We start from the raw sequence: 23,454 nt of genomic DNA, 5'->3' as shown, positions 1-23,454 counted from the left end.
CCCACCGGGACATGAAGTCCAAGTGGCCGGTACGCGTAAAGAACATGCCAGGATTGGCGGCATGGAAATCGACCTGGCCGACCTGGGGTTCTGGCGGCGGCCGCTCAAGGAGCGGCATGAGGCGTTCGCGCGGCTTCGGGATCTCGACAAGCCGGTGTTCTTCGAGGAGAAGCGCGTCCCGCTGCTCCGCTCGGGCAAGGGTTTCTACGCGCTGGTCCGGCACGCCGACGTGGTGGAGGCCAGCCGCAACGCCAAGGTGTTCTCCAGCGAGCCGGGCGTGACCAGCCCCGAGCCGCCCGGCTGGGTCAAGCACGTGTTCGGCGAGTCCATGGTCAACATGGACGACCCCCGGCACGCCCGGCTCCGCCGCATCGTCTCCCGCGCGTTCAGCCCGAAGATGCTGGGCAACCTGCAGGGCGACATCGACGCCGCGTGCGCGCGGATCGTCGACGACGTGACGGCCTCGGGGCCCGGCGACTTCGTCGGCCAGGTGGCCGCCAAGCTGCCCATCCACGTCATCTGCGACATGATGGGCGTCCCCGACGACGTGCGGGCCAAGGTCCACCAGCACGTCGACATCTCCACCGCCTACTCCGGCGTACGGCCCAGCCTGGCCCACACCGTCAGGATGGCCGCCCAGAACACGCTCGCGCTGCTCGCCCTGCAGCGCCTGGTGATCAACCTGGGCAAGGAGCGCGCGCAGACGCCGCGCAACGACCTCGTCTCCGCGCTCGTCACCGCCAACGTCGACGGCGAGAGGCTGACCGACCGCGAGCTGGGGTCCTTCTTCACGCTGCTGCTCGTGGCGGGCAACGAGACGGCCCGCAACACCATGGCGCACGGCATCAAGCTGCTGACCGACAACCCCGAGCAGCGGCGCCTGCTCACCGAGGACTTCGACGCGCACATCGGCGGCGCGATCGAGGAGATGGTCCGCCACGTCTCGCCCATCATGCAGTTCCGCCGGACCGTCACCGAGGACTACGACCTGCGCGGCCTGCGCCTGAAGGCGGGCGACAAGGTCGTGCTCTTCTACGGCTCGGCCAACCGCGACGAGACGGTCTTCCCCGACGCCGACCGGTTCGACATCACCCGCGACACCAAGCCCCACGTGGGCTTCGGCGGCCCCGGGCCGCACTTCTGCCTGGGCGCCAACCTCGCCAGGCAGGAGATCAGGGCGATGTTCCGGGCGCTGTTCACCCGGCTGCCGGAGATCCGCTCGGTCGGCGAGCCCGAGCTGCTGGTGTCCAACTTCGACAACAGCGTCCGCAGCCAGGCGTTCACCTTCTGATCCTTCTGATCTTTCTGATCCTTCTGGCGGTCACCTGCCCGGCTGGGGGGCCGTCACCGGGCAGCCCAGCTTCGGCTCCGACGGGATCAGCACGTTCTCCCGGATGGTGAGGAAGGTGATCAGCGCCGCGACGACCAGCATCGCCGCGCTGATCAGCATCGTCGTGTGGAACCCGGCGGTGAAGGTCACGGGGGAGTCGTAGGCGTCGCCGGTCAGCCCGGCCAGCGGGGGGATCGCGGCCACCGCGAGCAGCCCGCCGGTCCTGGCGACGGCGTTGTTGACACCGCTGGCCACCCCCGCGTGACGCTCGGCGGCGGTGGCCAGCACCGTCGCGGTGAGCGGCGCGACCGCCGCCGACAGGCCCAGCCCGAACAGCGTCGCCGGAAGCAGCACGTCCGCCACGTACGACGAGCCGGGGCCGATCCGCGACATCAGCAGCAGGGCCCCGGCGCAGACCAGGATGCCGCCCGTCATCGGCAGCCGGGGCCCGAAGCGCTTGGCCAGCTCGCCCGCCCGTGACGACAGCAGCAGCATCAGGATCGTCACCGGGATCATCGAGGTCCCGGCCACCAGCGGGGAGAAGCCCGCCGACACCTGCAGCTGGACGACCAGGAGGAAGAACACCACGCCCATCGCGGCGTACATGATGAAGGTGACGACGTTGACCGCGGTGAACACCCTCGACGAGAAGACCTCGACCGGTACGAGCGCCCGGGGCGAGCGCCTGATCTCCAGCCAGACGAACGCGGCGCCCAGCAGCACGCCCGCCGCGACCGGGACGATCGCCAGGTCGATCAGGCCGTAGGTGATCCCGGCCAGCGCCAGCGCCGCCAGCGCCGCGCCCAGGACGTCGAACCGGCCGGTGGCCTCGGGGTTCCTGCTCTCCGGGACGTGCCGTACGGCGACCGCCACGACGAGCGCCGCGAGGGGCAGGTTGATCAGGAACACCCAGCGCCATCCGGCCGTCTCCACCAGCCACCCGCCGAGCAGCGGGCCGACGGCCGCGGCCACCCCGCCCAGGCCCGACCACGCCCCGATCGCCCTGGGCCGGTCCTCGCTGTCGAAGGACGCCTGGATGATGGCGAGGGATCCGGGGGTGAGCAGCGCGCCGCCGACGCCCTGGAGGGCGCGGGCCGCGATCAGCGTCTCCACGTTGGGCGCCAGGCCGCACAGGGCCGACGCGAGGGCGAACCAGACGACGCCGATCAGGAAGATCCTGCGCCTGCCGTACCGGTCACCGAGCGATCCGCCGAGCAGGATCAGGCCCGCCAGGGTGAGGGTGTAGGCGTTGACCGTCCACTGCAGACCGGCCATGTCGGCGCCGAGATCCTCGCCGAGCGCGGGCAGGGCCACGTTGACGACCGTGCCGTCCAGCAGGGCGATGCCGGAACCGAGCACGGTGGTGAGGAGAACCCACCGCCCCTTCGCCGAGGCGAACCGGATGTGACCATTGTCCATGCCGTTCATCATCGCCGACCCCGGACACCGGTCTGACCAGCGTCGGTGCTCCCGCAGGGGCTTCCGGACGCGATCAGGGACACGGTCAGGGGGCGCGGCCGGGGACGCCGTCGGGGACGCGGCAGGGACGCGGCCGGGGGAGGATCTCGCGAGCGATCACGGGAGGATCCCCGTGGGCGATCACACAAGCGCTCACGGGAGGATCCCGTGAGCGGTCGCGCAAGGGCTCCCGGGAGGATCCCGTGAGCGGTTTTGGAAACGATCACACAGGCGGCCGGGGAAGGATCCCGCGAGCGATTTCGTAAGCGTTTTCATAAATGGTCACGGAAGATCCGGGAAGAGCCCCGGAAGGATCGGGGAGTGATCCCGGGAGTGCGGCCGGAAGTGTCGCGTACCTCTGGTAGGACGGTCCAGTGACAGTCGAGCCTGACGGGGAGCCTCCGATGGACCACACCGAGTTCAACGACGACGTCGACGGCCTTTACCGGGGAGACTACGCGGGCCTGCCCATCGTGAGCCTGCGTCCCCCCGGTGCCCCTCATCCCCCGGCGGGTGAGGCGGCGTGGCGTGTCTCGGTGCACGTCTACAACGCCAAGGAGACCTTCGAGGAGCACTTCGCGCGCTTCGTCGAGACCATCGACACCACCGAGGTCCGAGCGCTCATCGTCGGAGGCTGGGTCGAGGCCTACGAGAAGGACTCGTCGGGTCCCATCCGGCTGCTGGCGGAGAGCGCGGCGCGCCTCCCCGCCCTGCGCTCGCTCTTCTTCGCCGCGATGCCGCAGGAGGAGTGCGAGATCTCCTGGATCCAGCAGAGCGACGTCACGCCGCTGCTGGAGTCCTTCCCGCTGCTGGAGCGGCTGGAGGTCAGGGGCGGGACGGGGCTGGAGCTGCGGCCGGTCAGGCACGAGCACCTTAAAGTGCTGCGCTTCGAGGCGGGCGGGCTGCCCGCCTCCGTGGTCAGGGGGGTCGGCATGAGCGATCTTCCCGCCCTCGAGCACCTGGAGGCCTGGCTCGGCACGAGCGAGTACGGCGGCGAGACCACCGCGGCCGACCTGGAGAACATCCTGTCCGGCGAGCGGCTGCCCGCGCTCAAGCACCTGGGGCTGCAGAACAGCGAGATCCAGGACGAGGTCGCCGGTCTCGTCGCCGCCGCCCCGGTCGTGGCCCGCCTGGAGTCGCTCTCCCAGTCGATGGGCGTGCTCACCGACGAGGGCGCCGAGGCCCTGCTGTCGGGGCAGTCCCTGACCCACCTCAAACGCCTGGACCTGCACCACCACTACCTGACCGACGCCATGGTCGAGCGCGTCACGACGGCCTTCTCCGGATCCGGCGTCCAGCTCGATCTCTCCGACCAGAAGGAGCCCGACGGCGAGTGGCGTTACGTCGCGGTCGCCGAGTGACCACGATCGCCGTCGTCGGCACGCCGGGCGACCGGCGGGTGACCATGTTCGCCGACGCCTGCGCCCGTCAGGGGCTGGACGAGCCCGCGGTGGTGCCGTGGACGTCCGTGCTGCGCGGCGAGGAGATCGGGATCGAGCCGGGGGCGCTCGTACGGATCGACTCGCCGGGGGAGGACGCCGAGGCTGACGCGCTGCTGCGCGGCCCCGGCGAGCCGTCCAGGATCGGTGGCGGCGCCCGCTGGCACGCCGGGTTCGTCGCCGGGGCCGCCAGGGTCGGCCGGGCCGTGGCCGCGACGCCGGGGGCCGTGCTGCTCGCCGACGTCGAGGACGTCTCGGTGATGTTCGACAAGCGGCACTGTCACGCCAGGCTGTCGGCGGCCGGGGTGCCGGTGCCACCGGCCCTCGCCGGGCCGGTCGGCGGCTACGCCGAGCTGCGCGAGCGGATGGGTGAGGCCCGCTGGGGCCGGGTGTTCGTCAAACCGGCCCACGGCTCGTCGGCTTCCGGGATCATCGCCCTGCACGCGTCGGGCCGCCGCGTCAGGGCGGTGACCTCGGCGGAGCTGGCCTCCGGCGAGCTGCACAACTCCCTGCGGATCAGGTGTTACGAGCACGAGCCCGACCTGGCGACGATCGTCGACCTGCTGGCCGCGGACGGTCTCCACGTCGAGCGCTGGTTCCCCAAGGCGAGCCTCGGCGGGCGCGCGATCGACCTGCGGGTGGTCGTCGTGGACGGCACGCCCACCCACGCGGTCGTCCGCGCGGCCCGAGGGCCGATGACCAACCTCCACCTCGGCGGCGTACGGGGTGACCTGGACGCCGTCAGGACCGGTCTCGGCCCGCAGGGGTGGGAGCGGGCACTGGAGGTCTGCGCGCGGGCGGCGGCCCGCTTCCCCGGGAGCCTGGCCGTCGGGGTCGACCTGATGATCGGGGTCGACTGGCGGGAGTTCGCGGTGGCCGAGGTCAACGCGTTCGGAGACCTGCTTCCCCGGCTGGAGGGCCTGCCCGGCGGCGGGGCCGAGGGCCTCGACACCTACGGCGCCCAGGTCCGCGCGATCCTCGCCCGGCACGCCCCGGTGAGAGACCGGCACGTGCCGGTGAGAGACCGGTACGCCCCGGTGACGGAGCGGCCCGCCTCGACGAGAGAGCGGCACGTTCCGGTGAGGGATCAGCGTGTTTCGGCGGGAGACCGGCACCCCCTGGCGAAAGAACGGCACGCCTCTGTGGGAGACCGGACGCCCCGGCGGGAGGGCGGGAGCTCCGGTGCGTGACATGAACGAGGTGGTGGGCAGCCACGACCTGTTGCTGGTGACGCTCGACACCCTCCGATACGACGTGGCGGAGGAGCTGATGGCGGCCGGGCGGCTGCCCACCCTGGCGCGGGCGCTGCCCGGCGGGCGCTGGGAGCGCCGGCACAGCCCGGGAAGCTTCACCTACGCCGCGCACGCCGCGATCCTCGCCGGTTTCCTGCCGACCCCCGCCGCGCCGGGACCGCATCACCGGCCGTTCGCCGCCGCGTTCCCCGGCAGCGAGACCACGGCCCCGGGGACCTGGGTGTTCGACGCCCCCGACCTGCCCTCGGGGCTGGCGGGAGCGGGTTACCACACGATCTGCGTCGGGGGGGTCGGGTTCTTCAACAAGCTGACCCCGCTCGGGTCCGCGCTGCCGGGGTTGTTCGCCGAGAGCCACTGGGAGCCGGGGTTCGGGGTGACCGCGCCCGCCTCGTTCGAGGCGCAGATCGCCTGTGCGGAGCGGGCGGTGGCCGGAACCGACAGGCCGGTCTTCCTGTTCGTCAACGTCTCGGCGCTGCACCAGCCCAACTGGTTCCACCTGCCCGGTGCCACCCGCGAGCACGGCGACAGCCGCCGGAGCCAGGCCGCCGCGCTCGAATACGTCGACCGGCACATCGGCAGGCTGTTCGCGCTGATGAGCGCCCGGCGGCCGGGATTCGCGATCGTCTGCTCCGATCACGGCACCGCTTACGGTGAAGACGGATATATCGGGCACAGGATCGGTCACGAGGTCGTCTGGACCGTGCCCTACGGGGAGTTCACGATGGAGCGGGGGCGATGGCGATGAGCACGGGTTCGGGCGGGGTGCCGTGGGTGGCGGACGTCGGGCGGCCCATCCTTCCCGTGCTCCCCCTCCCCACGTCGCCCCCGTCCCCGGTCGTTGACGCCCAGGCGGCGTCCCTGGCCGGTGACGCCCTGGCGGAGGCGAGCCCGTACCAGGGCTACGTCTACGCGTACCCGCACAAGACGGCCTATAGGCCGTTGGATCCCCGGCCGTCGCTGGCGGAGGTGTGGGCGGAGGAGCCCGTCGAACGGCTCTTCCTCTACCTGCACATCCCGTTCTGCGAGATGCGCTGCGGATTCTGCAACCTGTTCACCAGGACCGGCGCCCCCGAGGAGCTCGTCACCGCCTATCTCGACGCGCTGGAACGCCAGGCTGGTGCCGTACGGGACGCCCTGGGCGATCCCCGTTTCACGGCGGCGGCCGTCGGCGGGGGCACGCCGACGTACCTGAGCGCCGCCGAGCTCACCCGGATGTTCGACCTCACCGAGCGGATCACGGGCGCCGACCTGCGGGCCGTGCCGATGTCGGTGGAGACCTCCCCGGCGACCGCGACGGCCGACCGGCTCGCCGTCCTCGCCGAGCGGGGCGCGACCCGTGTCTCGATCGGCGTGCAGAGCTTCGTCGACGCCGAGGCCCGCGCGGCGGTCAGGCCGCAGCGGCGGCGGGAGGTCGAGGCGGCGCTCGGCCGGATCCGCGAGGCCGGGTTCGAGGCGCTCAACCTCGACCTGATCTACGGCATCGACGGGCAGACGGAGGCCTCCTGGCGTCACTCGCTGGACGCCGCGCTCGCCTGGAAACCCGAGGAGATCTACCTCTACCCCCTGTACGTCCGCCCGCTCACCGGCCTCGGACGCCGCGCCCGCGACTGGGACGACCACCGCCTCACCCTCTACCGGCAGGGCCGCGACCACCTGCTCGCCGCCGGGTACGACCAGGTCTCGATGCGGATGTTCCGGCTTCCCGGGCGCGAGAGCCCGGCCGAGTACACTTGCCAGAGCGACGGCATGGTCGGCCTCGGCTGCGGCGCCCGCTCCTACACCTCCGGCCTGCACTACTCCTACGAGTACGCGGTCGGCGCCGGTCAGGTGCGCGCGATTATCGACGACTACGTGCGCCTCGCTCCCGGGGAGTTCGCGGTCGCCAACGTGGGGTTCCGGCTGGACGACGACGACCGGCGCCGCCGCCATCTCATCCAGTCGCTGCTCCAGGCCGACGGCCTCGATCCCGTCGCCTACCGCGACCGCTTCGGAGCCGGTCCCGAGGCCCACTTCGGCGCGGAGCTGGAGCGTCTGGCGGCGCGGGGCCTGCTGGAGCGCGCCGCCCCGCCGCCCGGGGGCGGAAGCGCCGGAGGCGAGAGTGGCGAGGCTGGGAGCACTGGGGACGAGAGCACCGGGGGCGGAAGCGCCGGGGGCAGGAGTGGCGGGGATGGGAGCGCTGGAGGCGGGAGCGGCGGGGACGGATGGCTTCGGCTCACCGCCGAGGGCCTGGCCCGCTCCGACGCGATCGGCCCCGCGCTGTTCTCCGGTCGGGTCCGCGCCCTGATGGCCCGATACGAGGACCGGTGACGACGGCGGTGGGCGAGCCGACGATGCGGGGACCGGTGATGACAACGGTGGACGAGTCGACGATGCGGGGACCGGTGACGACAGCGGTGGACGAGTCGACGATACGGGGACCGGTGACGACAGCGGTGGGCGAGCCGACGATGCGAGGAGCGGTGAGGACGTCGTCGGGCGAGCCGATGATGCGAGGGCAGGCGAGGACGTCGTCGGGCGAGCTCACGATCCTCTACCGGGGGCCGCTGGCGAGCTGCGACTACGACTGCCCCTACTGCCCGTTCGCCAAGCGGCGCGACGACACCGGGCAACTGCGCAGGGACAGGGCGGCGCTGGAGCGGTTCACCGCGTGGGTGGCCGGGCGCGACCATCCGGTCTCGGTGCTGTTCACCCCCTGGGGCGAGGGTCTCGTCCGCTCGTGGTACCGCCGGGCGATGGTCGAGCTGAGCCACCTCCCGCACGTGCGGCGGGTCGCCATCCAGACCAACTTCAGCTGCCGGCCGGGCTGGCTGGCCGAGGCCGACCTGGACACGCTCGCCCTCTGGGTGACCTACCACCCCGGCCAGGTCCCGTACGAGCGCTTCCTCGGCCGTTGCCGTGACCTCGTCGCGCGCGGGGTCCGCTTCAGCGTCGGTGTCGTCGGCCTGCCCGAGCACCTCGGCCAGGCCCGCCGCCTTCGGGCCGACCTGCCCGGGGAGGTGTACGTCTGGGTGAACGCCGCGGAGGGTGCCCTCTACACCGACGACGAGGCGGACGCCTGGACGGCGATCGACCCGCTGTTCCACCACAGCAGGACGCCGCACCGGAGCGCGGGCCTGCCGTGCCGTACGGGGGACAGCGTGATCTCCGTCGACGGCGACGGCACCGTGCGGCGCTGCCACTTCGTCCCGGCCGTGCTCGGCAACCTCTACGACGGCACGTTCGGCCCGAGGGCGACGGCGTGTCCGGCGGCGATGTGCGACTGCCACATCGGCTACGTGCACCTGGAGACGACCGGCCTCTACGACGTCTTCGCCGGGGGAGTCCTGGAACGGATCCCCGCCCACCGGGTCGTCGCGGAGGTGTCGCCGTCGGCTTCGACGGGGTGACGGGCGAGGAAGCACTCCGGGCTACCGGACTCTCCTAGCTATCCGGCTCGGACGTAGCCGCTTCCGAATCGCGCGCCCTCTCACAGGACGTACCGAGAGGACAAAGGGGAGCGGGACGTCAGCCCAGGAGTTCGCGGGCCAGCGCCTCGCTCCACCAGTGCTCGACGCGATCGGGTGACCAGCCGCGTTCGACGGTGAGCGTGGTGTAGACGTCGATGTTGCACAGGGCCGCGTAGACGTCGACGGCGGAGCGCACGTCCAGGCCGCGTCGCAGGACGCCCTCCGGCCAGGACGAGAACACCAGCTCGCGGGTCCTGTCACCCTGCCCGCGGCCCTCGCGGTAGGCCGCCGCCAGCTCGGGCTCGGTCCGGGCCGCTTCGCGGACCAGCGCGATGACGTCACCGGCGCGTTCGAACAGCCGCCGGTCGTAGGCGGCCATCGCCGCGAGCTGCCGCCCGGGATCCGCCGCCGCGGCCTCCAGCCTCTCCAGCATCCGCGGGGCGTCGGCCGACAGGTCCGCGGCGTCCGCCAGGGCCCGGGTGAGCCCCGCCTTGTTCCCGTACGCCGCGTAGACCGTCGGCACCGAGACTCCCGCCTCGCGGGCGACCTCTCGCACGGTCGTCGCCGCCCACCCCTGGGAGACGAACAACCGGCGGGCTGCGCGGGCGATCTCCACCCGGGTCTCCCGCGCCTGTGTCTCCCGGCGCAACGAGTCGTAACGGCGCCGTTCCGGCTCTGCGCTCACCGGTCTCCCCCCAATGGCTTTACGCTGCTTATAATGAATACATGTTACGTCAATCGTATCCGAGGGCCACCATGGGCTTCTCCCGGATCACCGGCATCGCCGCTCTTGGTTTCGCCTTCACGATCGTCCTCGCCAACGTGATCATGACGCCCGCCGGTCTGCCGCTCACCGGTGCCGGGATCGACGAGGTCAACGCGTTCTTCGGCACCGAGGGCGAGGTCGTCGCCGTCGCGTCCGCGCTCACGCCCGCCGCCTGGCTGCTGGCCACGCTGTTCGGCGCGGGCGCGGTCTCCGCGCTGCGGCGCTCCGAACGCGGCAGGGACGAAGCCTGGTCACTGCTCGGTTTCACCGGCCTGGCACTGCAGAACGTCACCTTCGCCGCGGTCATCGCGACCCGTCTCGCGCTCACCTCGACGGCCGAGCGTCATGACACCGCGACCGGGGGACTGTGGGTTCTGCACGACGCGCTGTTCACCCTCAACGGCACCTTCCTGGCCCTCGCGCTGCTCGGGCTCTCCGTCGCCGGCCTGCGCGCGGGTCTCATCCGGCCGTGGCACGGCACCGTGGGGCTGGTCTCGGCCGCGCTGCTGTTCGGCTCGGCCACCCTCACCCCGCTGGTCATCGACCGCGCCGGCCCGCTCGGCCTCCTGGGCCTCGCCGGCTGGCTGATGTGGGTCGTCTGGATCGTCGCGTACGGCGTCACCCTGATCCGCCTGAACCGGGCTCACGGTCCCGCGGCGGATGTCCCGGGCGCCGACCGGCCGGAATAGCGCCGCCGTGCGGAGGCGTCTCCGCGGAAAGCCGGGCGGTCGCGGGCGGTGCGAACCGCGGTCACCCGGCGGGGCCGGTCATGAACGGGGCGGGCGGTCGCGGGTGGTGCGGACTGCGGCCATTCGACGGGGCCGGTCGCGAACGGGGCGGGCGGTCGCGGGTGGTGCGGACCGCGGCCACCCGGCCAGGCCGGTCGCGAGCGGTGTGAGTCGTGTGAGCCGTGGCCGCCCTGCCGGGCCGGTCAGGCGCGTCCGCGCCGGGTGACCCTGCGGGTCCACCGCACGGCACGCCGCACCACGGGACCGGCCAGGCTGATCTCCGAGGTGGCCTTCTTCAGCGCCTGGGTCGCGGCCCGTGACTCCGCCATCGCCTTCTTCAGCTCCGCCGTGGTGCGCTGGAGGTCGTCGCCGAGCTTCTTCAGCGTGGCGGCGTCACTCGCGGGAGGCGCGGGCTTCTTGATCTGGTTGACCCGGACGAGGTCCCAGCCGTCGAACGCGTCCGTGGTGTGCCACAGGTCCTCGCGGGACTCCAGCCAGCGCAGCAGGCGCTCCCGGACCGGGACCGCGTCCCCCCAGGTCGCGTAGAGCTTCTGCGTGCTGACGCATATCGGCGCCAGGCCCAGGTTCGACACCGCCTCCCAGACGGCCATCGCCACCCCGGGAGTGTGGACGCTCCGGTAGTCGTCGAAGACGACGATCCCGTCGGGGCGCAGGACCTTCCTGGCCGACATGACGTCCTGCCGTACGTGGACGTACAGGTGCGAGGCGTCCACATGGACGAACCTGCACGACTGGTCCGCGACGTGGTCGAGGATGATCGAGGTCGGGCCGTGCACGATCCGCGGGAGCGCGTCGTGGAAGGTGAGGTAGTTCTCCTCGAACCTGTCCCGGGTGAGCGCGGAGTAGGACCGGCTCGTCTCGGCGTCGTTGGCCGCCTCGGGCGCCTCGGACTCGAACAGGTCGCAGACCGTGAACACCTCACCGGGCCGCGCGTGGGCCCCGATCATGACCGCGCTCTTGCCGAGGTACGTTCCCAGCTCCAGCAGGTCGCCGGGGGAGTTCTCGGTGGCCTGCCCGGACAGGATCCATTCGAAGAGCCGCTGGTCGGTGCCCCAGAACCAGCCGGGGATCCGGTCGAGCGACTTCGGGGTGATCTCTGCCTTCACTGCTGACATGGGCGGACCGTAGCAGCCGGGAACGGCGGTCCGGCGGGTGTTGGCCTGATGGTCGCCCACGGTGTACCGGCACGACACGTGGCCGTCGACCGCCGCTCACCCAACTGCCCGCGACCGCTCTCAACGATCCGGGCCCGTTCTCAACGGCCCGCGTCCGCTCTCGCGCTCAGATCCCGTCCGGGACGCTCCGGGAGCCCAGGCCGCGCAGCACGAAGCCGGAGACGATCTTCTCGGCCTCCTCGGGCGTCACCTCGCCGCCGAGCAGCGGTACCCGCTCGGCGCCGATGACGGCGAGGATCATCCGGGCGGCGGCGGCCACGTCGGGGGCCTGGAAGTCGCCCGACGACACGCCGCTGTCGATGATGCCTGTCAGGATGCGCTGCATCGGCTCGACGTGGTCGGCCAGGCGCTGGTAGGCGTCCGGGCCCAGCGCCGCCGACAGGTCGGCCGGGCCGGGGTGGGGGTGGGCGAGCAGCCCGTCGAGCTGGAGCCTGACGAAGACCCGCAACCGCTCGGCGGGGGAGGCCCGGTCGGGCAGCTCCCGCTCGTAGCTGTCGATGAAGTAGTGCGTCACCCGCTCGGTGAAGGCGAGCAGCAGCGCGGCCTTGTCGGGGAAGTAGTTGTACAGGACGGTGCGGGTGATCTCGGCCTCGTTCGCCACGTCGGTCATGGAGATGGCGTCGATGCCCTGGTCCCGGGAGAGCCGCGAGACCGCCCGCAGGATGCGATCCTGCGTCTGTACGCGGTGCTCGCCGATGGTCGCGGCCGAAATCCGGGGCATGGCCCCATGGTCGCACAGCACCGGCACCCCGTCAGGCGGTGCCGTGGCGGGGTGCGGTGGCGGTGCTGTGACGGTGCCATGGCGGTGCCATGGCGGGGTGCGGTGACGGGGTGCCGGTGGCGGGGTGCCACGACGGTGCTGTGACAGTGCCGTGGCGGGGTGCCATGACGGGACTGTGACGGTGGTGCCGTGACGTTGCCGTGGCGGGGTCAGCGGTGCGGGCGGGCCGTGAGCATCGCGTTGCGCATGTCCTCGGCGCTGGGGGCCGGGGGGAGGGGCGAAGCGATCCGGTCGGCGCGGCCGGTGCGGCACGCGTCGAGGATCAGGCCGACCAGCCGCCGCCACGCCTCCGGGGCGGCGCAGCGCGTGGAGCCGAGCACCCCGGCGTTGGCCATCATGATCAGCATCAGGTCCTGGCCGGTGAAGTCGGCGCGCAGCGTCCCGGCGCGACGGGCCCGCTCGATCACCCGGTCGACCGCGGTCAGCGCCCGCGCCCTCGGCGCCTCCAGCGCCGCCCCGGGGAAGCAGGAGGTGAAGCCCTCGGTCACCCCCTGGTCGGCGGCCTGCATGCCGCAGATGTGCCCGACCAGCCCGGCGAACCCCTCCCACGGGTCGTCGGCGAGCTCCGCGGCCTCGGCGACCTCGACGAACTCGGCCATGCGGTCGGCCAGGATCGCGTCGATGAGCGCCTCGCGGTCGGGGAACCGCCGGTAGAGCGTGGCGATGTTCACCTCCGCCCGGCGGGCGATCTCCTCCAGGGGCACGTCGAGCCCGCCCTCACGGAACGCGATCCGCGCCGCCGCCACGATCCGCCCCCGGTTGATCTCGGCGTCCTTGCGCAGTCCCCGCCCTTTGCACGCGTCCATGAGCCGATTCTACAAAGTGAAGGCCCTCCTGCGGTTATGCTACGGTGGCCCCCCAAGCGAAGGGCTCCCTTCACTTATTCTCTCGGAGCGCATCATGAACGTCGTCCTCTGGATCGCGCAGAGCCTGCTCGCCGGGCTCTTCCTCCTCGCCGGCTTCACCAAGGCCACCCAGAGCCGCGAGGGACTGGCCGCCAGGCTGCCGTGGGTGGAGGACTTCTCGGACGGGCAGATCAGGATCATCGGGATCCTTGAGGTGCTCGCCGGGCTCGGCCTCATCCTGCCCGCCGTCACCGGCATCCTGCCCGTCCTGGTCCCGATCGCCGCCGTCGGCCTGGTGATCACGATGGTCGGCGCCATCGCCGTGCACCTCCGGCGCAAGGAGTACCCGGGGATCGCGGTCAACGTGGTGATCCTCCTGCTGTCCGCCTTCGTGGCCTGGGGCCGCTTCGGCCCCTACTCCTTCTAAGGGACTCTTTCCGGGAGCACCCCTTGGCTCCCCGGGGCCCCGGGCCTCGGGTCTCCGCCTTCCGGGAGGCTCTTCCGGGAGGGGCGCGCCCTCCGGGCGCTCCGGCCTGCGAGGTCGTCGAACGTGGAAACGCTCCGGTACGGAATTCCGTACCGGAGCGTCCCCGTCTCCTGGCGATGTTTCCGAAGACGTCCCCGAAGGCGTCCCTGGAGGCGTCCCGGAAGGTGGACCGGGCGGGTCAGGCGGCGAACTCGGATCGGGCCACCCGGCCGAGCTCGCCCAGGACCTCGGTGTTGAGCAGGTACGCGAGCCTGGTCTCGCGGATCAGCCGCCCCTTCTCCGCCTCGTTCAGGGGGAGGGCGTCCAGCCGGGCCCGGTACTCGTTCTTGAAGCGGGGCAGGCTGCCGATCCCGTCGAAGAGGTAGAAGTCGACGCCGCCGCCCGGCTGGTAGCCGTAGATCTTCTGCAGCTCCATCCGGATGAACTGCCCGCCGGACAGGTCGCCCATGTAGCGGGTGTAATGGTGGGCGATGTAACCGCCCGGCCAGGTGGCCACCTGGTTGATGCGGGCGACCAGGGTGAGGGTCGGCTTGGAGGGCTCGATCCTGGACCTCCAGCCGGACCCGTAGATCGTCTCCAGGTCGCGGACCAGCGCCTCCTCCCGATAGAGCTCGGGAATGACGAACGGCGCCGCGACGGGATCCGTGGCCAGCGACCGGGAGGCGCTCTCCAGCGCCACGTAGGCGAAATAGTGCTGGGCGACCATCTCGCCGTAGGCCTCGGTGCTGAGGCTGCCCGCCATCAGCGCCTTGAGGTAGCTCTCGTCCTCGGCGGACTCGTGGTCACCCCAGGTGGCGTTCCTGAGGACTTCGGAGAAGGGCGACTCGCTCATGATCACTCCGCGACGAGGGAACCTTTTATGACGCAGTGTCACAAAACTCGTGCCACCCCGTCAAGCTGATGACGACACCCTGTCATTAAATCTCCTGCGCCTTGATCCCGGAAGCCACACGAGCGCGAGAACGGCCACGAAAACCGGGAACCAGGCCAGCCGGTGCAGCAGCCAGACCGGCTCGTCGGGCACCGCCAGCAGGCCGGGCACGTCGCCGAAGCGCAGGGCGGCGACGGCGAGCACGGCCACCGCGCTCTGGTGCCACAGGAAGAGCGTCATCGCCGACAGGTTGGCCAGCGCGACCACCGCCCACAGCCGGGGACGCCGCATCAACCGGGCCAGCGGCGCTCGTACGAGCAGCGCCAGCCCCACCTGGGCGAGCCCGAAGCAGACCACGGCCAGGCTGGGCGGGCTGAGGTTGGAGAGCGGGTCCCCGGTCACGCCCACCATGCTCGCCGGATACCCGAACCCGCGGACCAGCAGCACCGTCCCGGCCGCGCCACCGGCCAGCAGGCCCGCCGCCACCCGGCGCGAGGCGAGCATCCCGCCCGCCCAGGCGATCCCCAGCGCGTACGGGACCAGCCATCCGGCCACCAGGTTCGCCCACCCTACCCAGGCGGGGGCGCCGAGCCCGAACCTGGCCGCGTCCACCCCGAGCACGACCGCGAATGCCACGGCCGCCATGACGACCGGATGCGCGCGCAGGAGGAGGGGAGCGGCCGCCGTCAGCGCGGCGAAGACGGCCAGGAACCACAGCGGCCCGATCGCCGGGACCACCATCACCCTGATCGTCCCCGCCGAGGTCCCGCGCAGCGCCATCCCCGCCGCGATCCCCGCCCAGACCAGGACCAGCGGCAGCACCGGCCCCAGCAGCCTTCCCATCCTGGCCCGCACCCAGGTCCCGGCCGGGTACGCGCCGCCCCCGGTCTCCCGGCGAGGATGACGCGAACCGGGTGGCGCCACGGGGTCCGTACCGCGCGACGGGGTGGAAGGGGCCGTGGGGCCCGGTTCGCGAACCTTCGAGAGTTCGCGGGCTGTCGCGGATTCGCGGACCTTCGAGGTTTCGCGAACCTGCGAGGATTCGCGGGTCTCCGAGGCGCGCGTCGCCGCCGAGCGGAGGCCGCGTGCCGCCGCGTAGCCGCCGACGAAGAAGAACACCGCCAGCGTCTGGAACACCCAGGACAGCGGCGTGAACTCCGGCAGGTGGGCGAGCGGGCTGGACAGGTGAACCGCCCCCGCCGCGCCCGGTGCCCAGGCCGTCACCAGCCAGTGCCCCAGCACCACCCCCAGGATCGCCAGCGCCCGCAGCGCGTCCACCCCGCGGTCCCTGCTCTCCGGGGTGGCCGCCTCGATCCCGGCCGCGAGACTAGCCACGGGACACCTCGCCGCCACGGCCGAGCGCGATCAGGGTCAGGTTGCGCAGGGACTCGCCGCCCGGTTCGAGATAGTCGCTGTGCCCGGCGGAGCCGGTACCGAACGGGCGGGCGCCGAAGGCAGGGGCGGCGGGGTCGGGGCCGAAGCCGAGCGGCCCGATCCTGAGCTTGGGCACCCGGCGCATCCAGTCGCGGGCGCCGCTGCCGGCCCACAACCGGGTGCCGCCCAGTTCGGCGGCCGACGAGACGCCCAGCCCCGGGCTGCCGAACACGGCCGTGTCCGCGACCCCGGAACCGGGCACGGCCCCGGCGCACACCACCGAGCCGTAGCTGTGGCACAGCAGGCTGACCCGTTTCCCCCCGAGCGTCTCGGTGACGTACCGCCGCAACTCCGCCGCGCCCCGTTCCGCGGCCCCGCCGGTCATCACGCCGAGGCTGAGCGTCGCCGGGCTGTCGTAGCCGAGCCAGGCGACCACCGCCACCCTCGCCCCCGGATCCAGCGCCCGCGCCTCGGCGAGCAGCGCCCGCGCCCCGCCCCCCGGCGTGCTGTACGGCTTGGCCCTGCCGCCGTCGAAGGTGGCGGCCGTGGTGTCGGCGCCGGGGACGACGACCGCGACGTACTCGGCCGTGCCGAGGTCGCCGTAGATCCGCACCACCCGGTCACCCGCGGGCGGCGGGACCGTCACGTAGGTGAGCGCCGCGGCGACGGCGACGGCGAGCGTGCGGCGGAACATGCGAGCCTCCTGTCCGATCTGAAGAACCGGACAGAACGCTAGGAATCGCGGCCCGTAACCCGCGTCACCCCGAGGCGTTCACCTTCCCCGTCCCCCTGGGGAGCGAGGAAGCCGACCCGGACCACCCCGGACCACCCCAGACCACCTCGGACCGACCCGCTCCGACCCGACCGCCTCAGACCGCCCCTGACCGCCCGAGACCGACCCGACCACCCGGGACCGACCTGTGCCGCTTCCGGACCGTGGACTCGCCGTGGACGGACCCGGCGATAAACTCGGCCGGATGGAGACGGAACGGTTGATCATGCGCAGGTGGCGGGACGAGGACCGGGAACCGTTCGCGGCGCTGAACGCCGACCCCGAGGTGATGGAGCACTTCCCGGCCCCGCTGAGCAGGCCGGAGAGCGACACCATGGTCGACAAGATCGAGCGGGCCTTCGACGAGCAGGGCTACGGCCTCTGGGCGCTGGAGGTCAGGGAGACGGGCCGGTTCATCGGCTTCACCGGCCTGATGTGGCAGCGGTTCGAGGCGCCCTTCACCCCCGCCCTGGAGGTCGGCTGGCGGCTGGCCAGGCACGCCTGGGGGTACGGATACGCCATAGAGTCGGCCAGGCGGGCCGTCGCCGAGGGCTTCGCGGTGGCCGGGGTGGACGAGATCGTCTCCATGACGGCCGTGCTCAACACGCGCTCGCGCGCGGTGATGGAACGGCTGGGCATGACCCGCGACCCGGCCGACGACTTCGACCACCCGGCGGTGCCCGGAGGCCACCCGGTGCGCTCCCACGTCCTGTACCGGCTCGGGCGCCCCTGACCGCCAGCGGGAGTCACTCGCCCGGACGGACCAGGCCCGTCTCGTACGCGTGGACGATCGCCTGGGCGCGGTCGCGCAGGTTCAGCTTCGCGAGGATGCGGCTCACGTGGGTCTTGACGGTCTGCTCCGACAGGACGAGCTCCTCGGCGATCTCCTGGTTGGACCTGCCCCGCGCGATGAGCGCGAGCACCTCCGTCTCCCGCTCGGTGATGTCGTCCAGCCGCCCGCGCGGGCGGCTCGGGCCGATGCGGGCGAACTCCGCGATCAGCCGCCTGGTCACCGAGGGCGCCAGCAGCGCCTCCCCGGCCGCCACCACCCGGACCGCCTCGGCGAGCTGCTGCGCGGAGGCGTCCTTGAGCAGGAACCCGCTCGCCCCGGCCCGCAGCGCCTCGTACACGTAGTCGTCGAGGTCGAACGTCGTCAGGATCAGGATCTTCGGCGGGGGGTCGACGGACCTCGTGATCTCCCGTGTCGCGGCGAGGCCGTCCATCACCGGCATCCGCACGTCCATCAGCACCACGTCGGGCCGCAGCTCGGCCACCCGCGTCACGGCCTCGCGTCCGTTGGCGGCCTCGCCGACGACCTCGATGTCGGGCTGCGTGCTCAGGAACACCGTGAAACCGGTCCGTACCATGCCCTGGTCGTCGGCGATGAGCACCCGGATCGTCATCGAATCTCCTTGAGCGGGGTCACGCGTCCTCGATGATCGGCAGTATGGCGGTGACCGCGAAGCCCGTCCCGGTCGGGCCGACCCAGAGTTTCCCGCCGAGCACGGACACCCGTTCCCGCATCCCGATCAGGCCGTGCCCCATGTGCCCGGCCTCCCCGGGAGTCCCGGAGGAGCGGTGCCCTGCGCTGTTCGTCACCTGGACGTGCAGCTCGGCGCCGTACCGGGCGATCTTCAGTGAGACGGTGGAGCCCGGGGCGTGCCGCATGGCGTTGCTGAGCGACTCCTGGGTGATCCGGTAGGCGGACAGGCTCACCGCGGTGGGAAGCCCGGCCAGGTCGCCGATGAGTTTGAGCGTCACGTCGAGCCCGGCCGAGCGCGCGGTGTCGACGAGCTCCTCCAGGCGGCCGAGACCCGGCTGCGGCGCGGTGTCGATGTGCCCGTCCCCCTCCCTGAGGACGCCCAGCACGCGGCGCATCTCGTTCATGGCCGAGAGGGACAGCGCGCGGATCTCCCTCAGCCCGTCCTCCAGGCGCCGCGCGTCCCCGGACGCCTGCAGCGGTACGGCCTCGGCCTGGATGGCGATCACCGACATGTGGTGGGCGACGACGTCGTGCAGCTCCCTGGCGATCCTGGCCCGTTCCTCCAGCGCGGCCTGGGCGGCCAGGGCCCGCTCGCTGCGCCGTTCCTCCTGGGCCAGCAGCCCGGCGGCGAGCCGCCGCGCCCGCACGTTGTAGCCGAACAGGACGCTCGCCGTGACCATGCCGGTGACGAAGGCCGTCGAGTCGGGGTGGATCATCCAGGCGCCGAGGACCGAGACGATCCACACGCCCACGGTGATGTGCCGCTCGCAGCGGACCGCGACCGCGTAGACCACGAGCGTGTACATGATCGGGACGGATCCGGTGTAGGGGATGCCGCCGAGGAGCTGCCGCGAGACGACCAACCCCAGGGGGATGAGCAGGACGGCCGACCGCCAGGCGGCCAGCGGCCACCGGCCGCGCAGCGCGAGCGGCAGGGAGAAGGTCAAGGCCGCGAACATGAGCCCCTCCTGGTCGAGGAGGGAGCCGGCCGCGGCCGCCTGGGTCTGGAGGTAGGACAGGCCGCCGCCGAACAGGATGAGGGTCAGCGCCAGGTCGCCCAGCAGGACCAGGTCGATCGTCCGGAACGGCAGCAGCCCCAGCGCGCGCGGCACACGGGGGGTGAGGCGGCGCGATCGGGGACGGGCCGGGTCGGGCGCGCCGGTCACCAGCGCCTCGGTGAGCGGGCGGGCCAGCCGTACGGCGGTTTTCCGCACCCGCTGCGCACGCTGCACGAGGAACTGCCGAGCGGGGCCGGGGATCACCCGGATCAGCGTAGGCGGCGCGGTCGTCACCCGCATCCCGCCGGGGGGTGACCTTCGGTGTCACCCCCCGGTGGGATGCGGGACACGACCGGGGAGGGGACCCGTGCCGTCCGGTGGGCCCGGGCCGTGCCCCGGCCCGGGTCGCCGTCGGATCACAGGCCGGGGCCGTCGGACCACAGGCCGGGGCCTCGGCACCACACGCCGGGAGCGTCGTCCGCACCACACGGCCGGAGCGCCTTCCGGACGGAACCCTTCGGAGGAGGGCGGGGGAACGGCTCCCCCTCGCCTCCCTCGGACTTCGGACGGTTCTCACGCGCCCGCCGTCGCTGAACGTTTCATCGGCCGGCACTGTCCACCAGGTCACCCTGTCGTGGCGGTGGCGCGATGTTGACCGGCTCCTTCCGTGGTGTGACCTTCCTTGAAAGAGCCGATCAGTGAAGGGGCACATCGATGCGGGTAACGACATGGCTGGCCGGTTGGATCGGCGGGGGAGTGACGGCCGCCGCCCTCGTCATCCTGGCGGCCGGGAACGCCACGGCCGCACCGTCACCGGCACCGTCGCCCTCTCCGTCCGGTGCCCTCCCGTGCCGTACGGTACCGCGGACCCTCGCGCCCTCCAGCAGCCCGCCGACCACGCCGGGAACGCCCGAGATCCTGAACGTCACGCTCAATTCGGTACGCCTGAGCTGGGCCGCCTCCACCGACCAGTCGGGAATCGCCTGCTACTACGTGTACGAGGACAGGAACGGCACGGCCGCCCGGGTGGCCACCTTCCAGCCCGCGGTCACCGAGGGGACGGTCCTTCTTCCGTTTCCCCCGATCAACGTCGAGTCGGAGGTCCACCACCTGTACGTCGTGGCCGTCGACTCGACGGGCGAGGTGAGCTCCCCGTCCGGGACGGTGGCCGTCACGATCCACAACGACCGCCCCCCGGTGCCCGGCGGTTGCGAGGTGAAGTACACCTCCTGGCCGTGGGGCACCGGGATGAGCACGAACATCAGGATCTCCAACACCGGCTCCGCGACCTTCACCGACTGGCGGCTCACGTTCGCCTTCGCCGACCCCGGCCAGCGGGTGACCTCCGGCTGGTCGGCCACCTGGTCGCAGACCGCGAGCGCGGTGACGGCCGTGAACCAGCCCTGGAACAGGGATCTCGCTCCCGGACAGTCGCTGCTCATCGGCTTCCAGGGCACCCACACGGGCGCCAACCCCCCTCCGGCGGCCTTCCGGTTCAACGGGATCGTGTGTGCTCAGTCCTGAGGGAGGGGCCGGCCCGGTGGCACGCCCCCGCTGACGAGACCGGAGGCCCGTCCGGGCGATGTGCGCACCTCGCCCGGACGGGCCTGAGACACGTGCCCTCCCGGAGGTTCACGGCGTCCGAACAGCGATGATTACACAATTACGATCGCTCACAGCGAACTCGCTCAAGCTCGGGAACATTCTCCGGCTCCCATTAATTGAGTGTGTATAACTCAACCCTTGGAGTTCACATGAGTGAGAGCTTGATCCTCCCGGTCCTGCCGCTCGACGACGAGGTCGTGCTGCCGGGCATGGTGGTCCCGCTTGACCTGTCGGAGACCGAAGTCCGGGCCGCGATCGACGCGGCGCAGGCTCTCGCTGACAACAAGCCCGAGGTCCTTCTCGTTCCCCGGATCGACGGCAGATACGGCTCGGTCGGTGTGAGGGCGATCGTCGAGCAGGTGGGCAGGCTCCCCGGAGGCGAGCCCGCGGCCGTGGTGCGCGGTGTCGACCGGGTCCGGGTGGGCACCGGCACGACCGGCCCCGGCGCGGCCCTGTGGGTGCAGGCCACCCGCATCCCCGCCGTCGCGGCCGGTGAGCGCGCCCACGAGCTCGCCAAGGAGTACAAGGCGCTGGCCACCACGATCCTGCAGAAGCGGGGCGCGTGGCAGGTCGTCGACGCGGTCAACCAGATGGACGACCCCTCGGTCCTCGCCGACAACTCCGGGTACGCCCCCTGGCTGAGCACCCCGCGCAAGGCCGAGATCCTCGAGACCGCCGACCCCGCCGACCGCCTTACGATGCTGGTCGACTGGTCCCGCGAGCACCTGGCCGAGCTCGACGTGGCCGAGACGATCCGCAAGGACGTCCAGGAGGGCATGGAGAAGCAGCAGCGCGAGTTCCTGCTCCGCCAGCAGCTCGCCGCGGTCCGCAAGGAGCTCGCCGAGCTGAACGGTGACACCTCCGCCTCCGAGGAGGAGGACTACCGCTCCCGCGTCGAGGCCGCCGACCTGCCCGCGAAGGTGCGCGAGGCCGCACTCAAGGAGGTCGACAAGCTGGAGCGGACCTCCGACCAGTCCCCCGAGACCGGCTGGATCCGCACCTGGCTCGACACCGTCCTCGACATCCCGTGGAACGACCGGACCGAGGACTCGTACGACATCGCCGCGGCCCGCGCCGTCCTCGACGCCGACCACACCGGCCTCGACGACGTCAAGGACCGCATCATCGAATACCTCGCCGTCCGCGGGCGCAGGGCCGAGAAGGGCCTCGGCGTGGTCGGCGGGCGCCGCAGCGGCGCCGTGCTGGCCCTCGCCGGTCCCCCCGGGGTCGGCAAGACCTCCCTCGGCGAGTCCGTGGCCCGCGCGATGGGCCGCAAGTTCGTCCGCGTCGCCCTCGGCGGCGTGCGCGACGAGGCCGAGATCCGCGGCCACCGGCGCACCTACGTCGGCGCCCAGTCCGGCCGGATCGTCCGGGCCATCCGCGAGGCCGGCTCGATGAACCCGGTCGTGCTGCTCGACGAGGTCGACAAGGTCGGCTCCGACTACCGGGGCGACCCGACGGCCGCGCTGCTGGAGGTGCTCGACCCGGCGCAGAACCACACGTTCCGCGACCACTACCTGGAGGTGGAGCTCGACCTCAGCGACGTGCTCTTCCTCGCGACCGCCAACGTGCTGGAGGCCGTCCCCGGCCCGCTGCTCGACCGCATGGAGATCGTGACGCTCGACGGCTACACCGAGGACGAGAAGGTCGCCATCGCCCGCGACCACCTGCTCCCGCGCCAGCTCGACAAGGCCGGTCTCACCGCCGAGGACGTCACCGTCGGCGAGGAGGCGCTGCGCAAGCTCGCCGGCGAGTACACCCGGGAGGCCGGGGTCCGGTCCCTGGAGCGCTCGATCGCGAGGATCCTGCGCAAGGTCACGGCCAACGTCGCGCTCGGCGAGAGCGAGCTGCCCGTGACGGTCGGGGACCTCGTCCCCTACCTGGGCCGTCCGCGCAACGTGCCGGAGTCCTCGCTGCCCGAGTCCAGCCAGCGCACGTCGGTGCCCGGCGTGGCGACCGGCCTGGCGGTCACCGGGGCGGGCGGCGACGTCCTCTACGTGGAGGCGTCCCTGGCCGACCCCGAGACCGGCGACACCGGCCTCACCCTGACCGGCCAGCTCGGCGACGTCATGAAGGAGTCGGCCAGGATCGCGCTCTCCTACCTGCGCTCGCGCGGCGCGGAGCTGGAGCTGCCGGTCGCCTCCCTCAAGGACCGCTCGGTGCACGTCCACTTCCCGGCCGGAGCCGTTCCCAAGGACGGCCCGTCCGCGGGCGTCACCCTGATCACGGCCCTGGCCTCGCTGCTCTCCGGCCGCCAGGTCCGCGGTGACGTGGCCATGACCGGCGAGGTCTCCCTCACCGGCCGGGTGCTCCCGATCGGCGGGGTCAAGCAGAAGCTGCTCGCCGCCCACCGGGCGGGCATCACGACCGTGCTCATCCCGGCGCGCAACGAGCCCGACCTCGACGACGTCCCGCAGGCCGTCCGCGACGAGCTCACCGTGCACACGGTGAGCGACGTGCGCGAGGTCCTGGAGATCGCCCTCACCCCGGCCAAGGTGGCCCAGCACACCGCCGCCTGACCCGCGCTCCCCGCGTCGGCCCGCCCTCTCCAAAGAGGGGCGGGCCGACGTTTTTCCTGTACGGAACGGGCCTAACGAATATAAATGGACGAATCATCAAGTC

At 72.1% G+C, this 23,454-nt stretch carries 21 protein-coding genes; 11 read left to right on the top strand and 10 right to left on the bottom strand.

The window, feature by feature from the left end:
* Window positions 1–61: 61 nt before the first annotated feature.
* Window positions 62–1,291, top strand: coding sequence for a cytochrome P450 (locus ABT053_RS01050; protein ID WP_350966752.1), 1,230 nt, complete (start codon window positions 62–64; stop codon window positions 1,289–1,291).
* Between the two features lie 30 nt (window positions 1,292–1,321).
* Here the strand turns inward: ABT053_RS01050 and ABT053_RS01045 are convergent, their stop codons facing one another.
* Window positions 1,322–2,749 carry an MFS transporter gene (locus ABT053_RS01045; protein WP_350966751.1) on the bottom strand — a complete coding sequence of 476 codons (1,428 nt, stop codon included), beginning with the start codon at window positions 2,747–2,749 and terminating at the stop codon, window positions 1,322–1,324.
* Between the two features lie 443 nt (window positions 2,750–3,192).
* Here ABT053_RS01045 and ABT053_RS01040 point away from each other — a divergent pair, with 443 nt between their 5' ends.
* The 5 genes from ABT053_RS01040 (at window position 3,193) to ABT053_RS01020 (ending at window position 8,866) form a co-directional block, all read left to right on the top strand.
* Complete coding sequence (locus ABT053_RS01040; RefSeq protein WP_350966750.1) at window positions 3,193–4,149, top strand: STM4015 family protein; 957 nt, start codon at window positions 3,193–3,195, stop codon at window positions 4,147–4,149.
* A complete protein-coding gene (locus ABT053_RS01035) occupies window positions 4,146–5,417 on the top strand; it encodes an STM4014 family protein (protein ID WP_350966749.1) in 1,272 nt (423 codons plus the stop codon). Before ABT053_RS01040 ends, ABT053_RS01035 begins: the two co-directional genes overlap by 4 nt.
* Before the next feature lies 1 nt (window position 5,418).
* On the top strand, window positions 5,419–6,225 hold the full coding sequence (locus ABT053_RS01030; RefSeq protein WP_350967096.1) for an STM4013/SEN3800 family hydrolase: 807 nt from the start codon (window positions 5,419–5,421) through the stop codon (window positions 6,223–6,225).
* Entirely contained in the window at window positions 6,216–7,787 is a 1,572-nt protein-coding gene (locus ABT053_RS01025) for an STM4012 family radical SAM protein (RefSeq protein ID WP_350966748.1), read from the top strand. The genes ABT053_RS01030 and ABT053_RS01025 overlap by 10 nt, the downstream gene beginning before the upstream one ends.
* Before the next feature lie 176 nt (window positions 7,788–7,963).
* Window positions 7,964–8,866 (top strand): STM4011 family radical SAM protein, encoded by a 903-nt coding sequence (locus ABT053_RS01020; protein WP_350967095.1) that lies wholly within the window; start codon window positions 7,964–7,966, stop codon window positions 8,864–8,866.
* A gap of 118 nt (window positions 8,867–8,984) precedes the next feature.
* Here the strand turns inward: ABT053_RS01020 and ABT053_RS01015 are convergent, their stop codons facing one another.
* The gene (locus tag ABT053_RS01015) at window positions 8,985–9,611 is read right to left on the bottom strand and encodes a TetR/AcrR family transcriptional regulator (protein WP_350966747.1); all 627 of its coding nucleotides are present in this window, start codon (window positions 9,609–9,611) and stop codon (window positions 8,985–8,987) included.
* 41 nt (window positions 9,612–9,652) lie between these two features.
* Here ABT053_RS01015 and ABT053_RS01010 point away from each other — a divergent pair, with 41 nt between their 5' ends.
* Entirely contained in the window at window positions 9,653–10,381 is a 729-nt protein-coding gene (locus ABT053_RS01010) for a hypothetical protein (protein WP_350966746.1), read from the top strand.
* 242 nt (window positions 10,382–10,623) lie between these two features.
* Here the strand turns inward: ABT053_RS01010 and ABT053_RS01005 are convergent, their stop codons facing one another.
* The 3 genes from ABT053_RS01005 to ABT053_RS00995 form a co-directional block, all read right to left on the bottom strand.
* Window positions 10,624–11,556 carry a class I SAM-dependent methyltransferase gene (locus ABT053_RS01005; RefSeq protein ID WP_350966745.1) on the bottom strand — a complete coding sequence of 311 codons (933 nt, stop codon included), beginning with the start codon at window positions 11,554–11,556 and terminating at the stop codon, window positions 10,624–10,626.
* Between the two features lie 166 nt (window positions 11,557–11,722).
* Window positions 11,723–12,337 carry a TetR/AcrR family transcriptional regulator gene (locus ABT053_RS01000; protein ID WP_350966744.1) on the bottom strand — a complete coding sequence of 205 codons (615 nt, stop codon included), beginning with the start codon at window positions 12,335–12,337 and terminating at the stop codon, window positions 11,723–11,725.
* A gap of 209 nt (window positions 12,338–12,546) precedes the next feature.
* Window positions 12,547–13,203 (bottom strand): TetR/AcrR family transcriptional regulator, encoded by a 657-nt coding sequence (locus ABT053_RS00995; protein ID WP_350966743.1) that lies wholly within the window; start codon window positions 13,201–13,203, stop codon window positions 12,547–12,549.
* 94 nt (window positions 13,204–13,297) lie between these two features.
* On the opposite strand from ABT053_RS00995, the gene ABT053_RS00990 reads away from it, so the two are divergent.
* Complete coding sequence (locus tag ABT053_RS00990) at window positions 13,298–13,669, top strand: DoxX family protein (protein ID WP_350966742.1); 372 nt, start codon at window positions 13,298–13,300, stop codon at window positions 13,667–13,669.
* A gap of 238 nt (window positions 13,670–13,907) precedes the next feature.
* Here ABT053_RS00990 and ABT053_RS00985 read toward each other — a convergent pair whose 3' ends face one another.
* Genes ABT053_RS00985 through ABT053_RS00975 form a run of 3 tightly spaced genes read right to left on the bottom strand, consistent with a single transcriptional unit; the run spans window position 13,908 to window position 16,668 of the window.
* Entirely contained in the window at window positions 13,908–14,561 is a 654-nt protein-coding gene (locus ABT053_RS00985; protein WP_350966741.1) for a biliverdin-producing heme oxygenase, read from the bottom strand.
* A 60-nt stretch (window positions 14,562–14,621) separates the two neighbouring features.
* Window positions 14,622–15,935, bottom strand: coding sequence for an acyltransferase family protein (locus tag ABT053_RS00980; RefSeq protein ID WP_350966740.1), 1,314 nt, complete (start codon window positions 15,933–15,935; stop codon window positions 14,622–14,624).
* Window positions 15,928–16,668, bottom strand: a complete 741-nt coding sequence (locus tag ABT053_RS00975) for an alpha/beta hydrolase (protein ID WP_350966739.1) — start codon at window positions 16,666–16,668, stop codon at window positions 15,928–15,930. The genes ABT053_RS00980 and ABT053_RS00975 overlap by 8 nt, the downstream gene beginning before the upstream one ends.
* 283 nt (window positions 16,669–16,951) lie before the next feature.
* On the opposite strand from ABT053_RS00975, the gene ABT053_RS00970 reads away from it, so the two are divergent.
* Window positions 16,952–17,479: a GNAT family N-acetyltransferase gene (locus tag ABT053_RS00970; RefSeq protein WP_350966738.1), complete on the top strand. Its 528-nt coding sequence runs from the start codon at window positions 16,952–16,954 to the stop codon at window positions 17,477–17,479.
* A gap of 13 nt (window positions 17,480–17,492) precedes the next feature.
* On the opposite strand, the gene ABT053_RS00965 is transcribed toward ABT053_RS00970, so the two are convergent.
* Both ABT053_RS00965 and ABT053_RS00960 read right to left on the bottom strand, forming a co-directional pair.
* Window positions 17,493–18,149, bottom strand: coding sequence for a response regulator (locus ABT053_RS00965; protein ID WP_350966737.1), 657 nt, complete (start codon window positions 18,147–18,149; stop codon window positions 17,493–17,495).
* 19 nt (window positions 18,150–18,168) lie between these two features.
* Entirely contained in the window at window positions 18,169–19,491 is a 1,323-nt protein-coding gene (locus tag ABT053_RS00960; RefSeq protein ID WP_350966736.1) for a sensor histidine kinase, read from the bottom strand.
* Window positions 19,492–19,941: 450 nt separating this feature from the next.
* On the opposite strand from ABT053_RS00960, the gene ABT053_RS00955 reads away from it, so the two are divergent.
* Together ABT053_RS00955 and lon are read left to right on the top strand one after the other, a co-directional pair.
* On the top strand, window positions 19,942–20,751 hold the full coding sequence (locus tag ABT053_RS00955) for a cellulose binding domain-containing protein (RefSeq protein ID WP_350966735.1): 810 nt from the start codon (window positions 19,942–19,944) through the stop codon (window positions 20,749–20,751).
* 230 nt (window positions 20,752–20,981) lie between these two features.
* A complete protein-coding gene (gene lon / locus ABT053_RS00950) occupies window positions 20,982–23,351 on the top strand; it encodes an endopeptidase La (protein WP_350966734.1) in 2,370 nt (789 codons plus the stop codon).
* The last annotated feature ends 103 nt before the right edge of the window (window positions 23,352–23,454 follow it).

Source organism: Streptosporangium sp. NPDC002524 (genome assembly GCF_040295985.1).
Taxonomy (GTDB): domain Bacteria; phylum Actinomycetota; class Actinomycetes; order Streptosporangiales; family Streptosporangiaceae; genus Streptosporangium.
The sequence above is the reverse complement of the archived record's forward strand: the minus strand, read 5'-3'. Positions and strand labels throughout refer to the sequence as shown.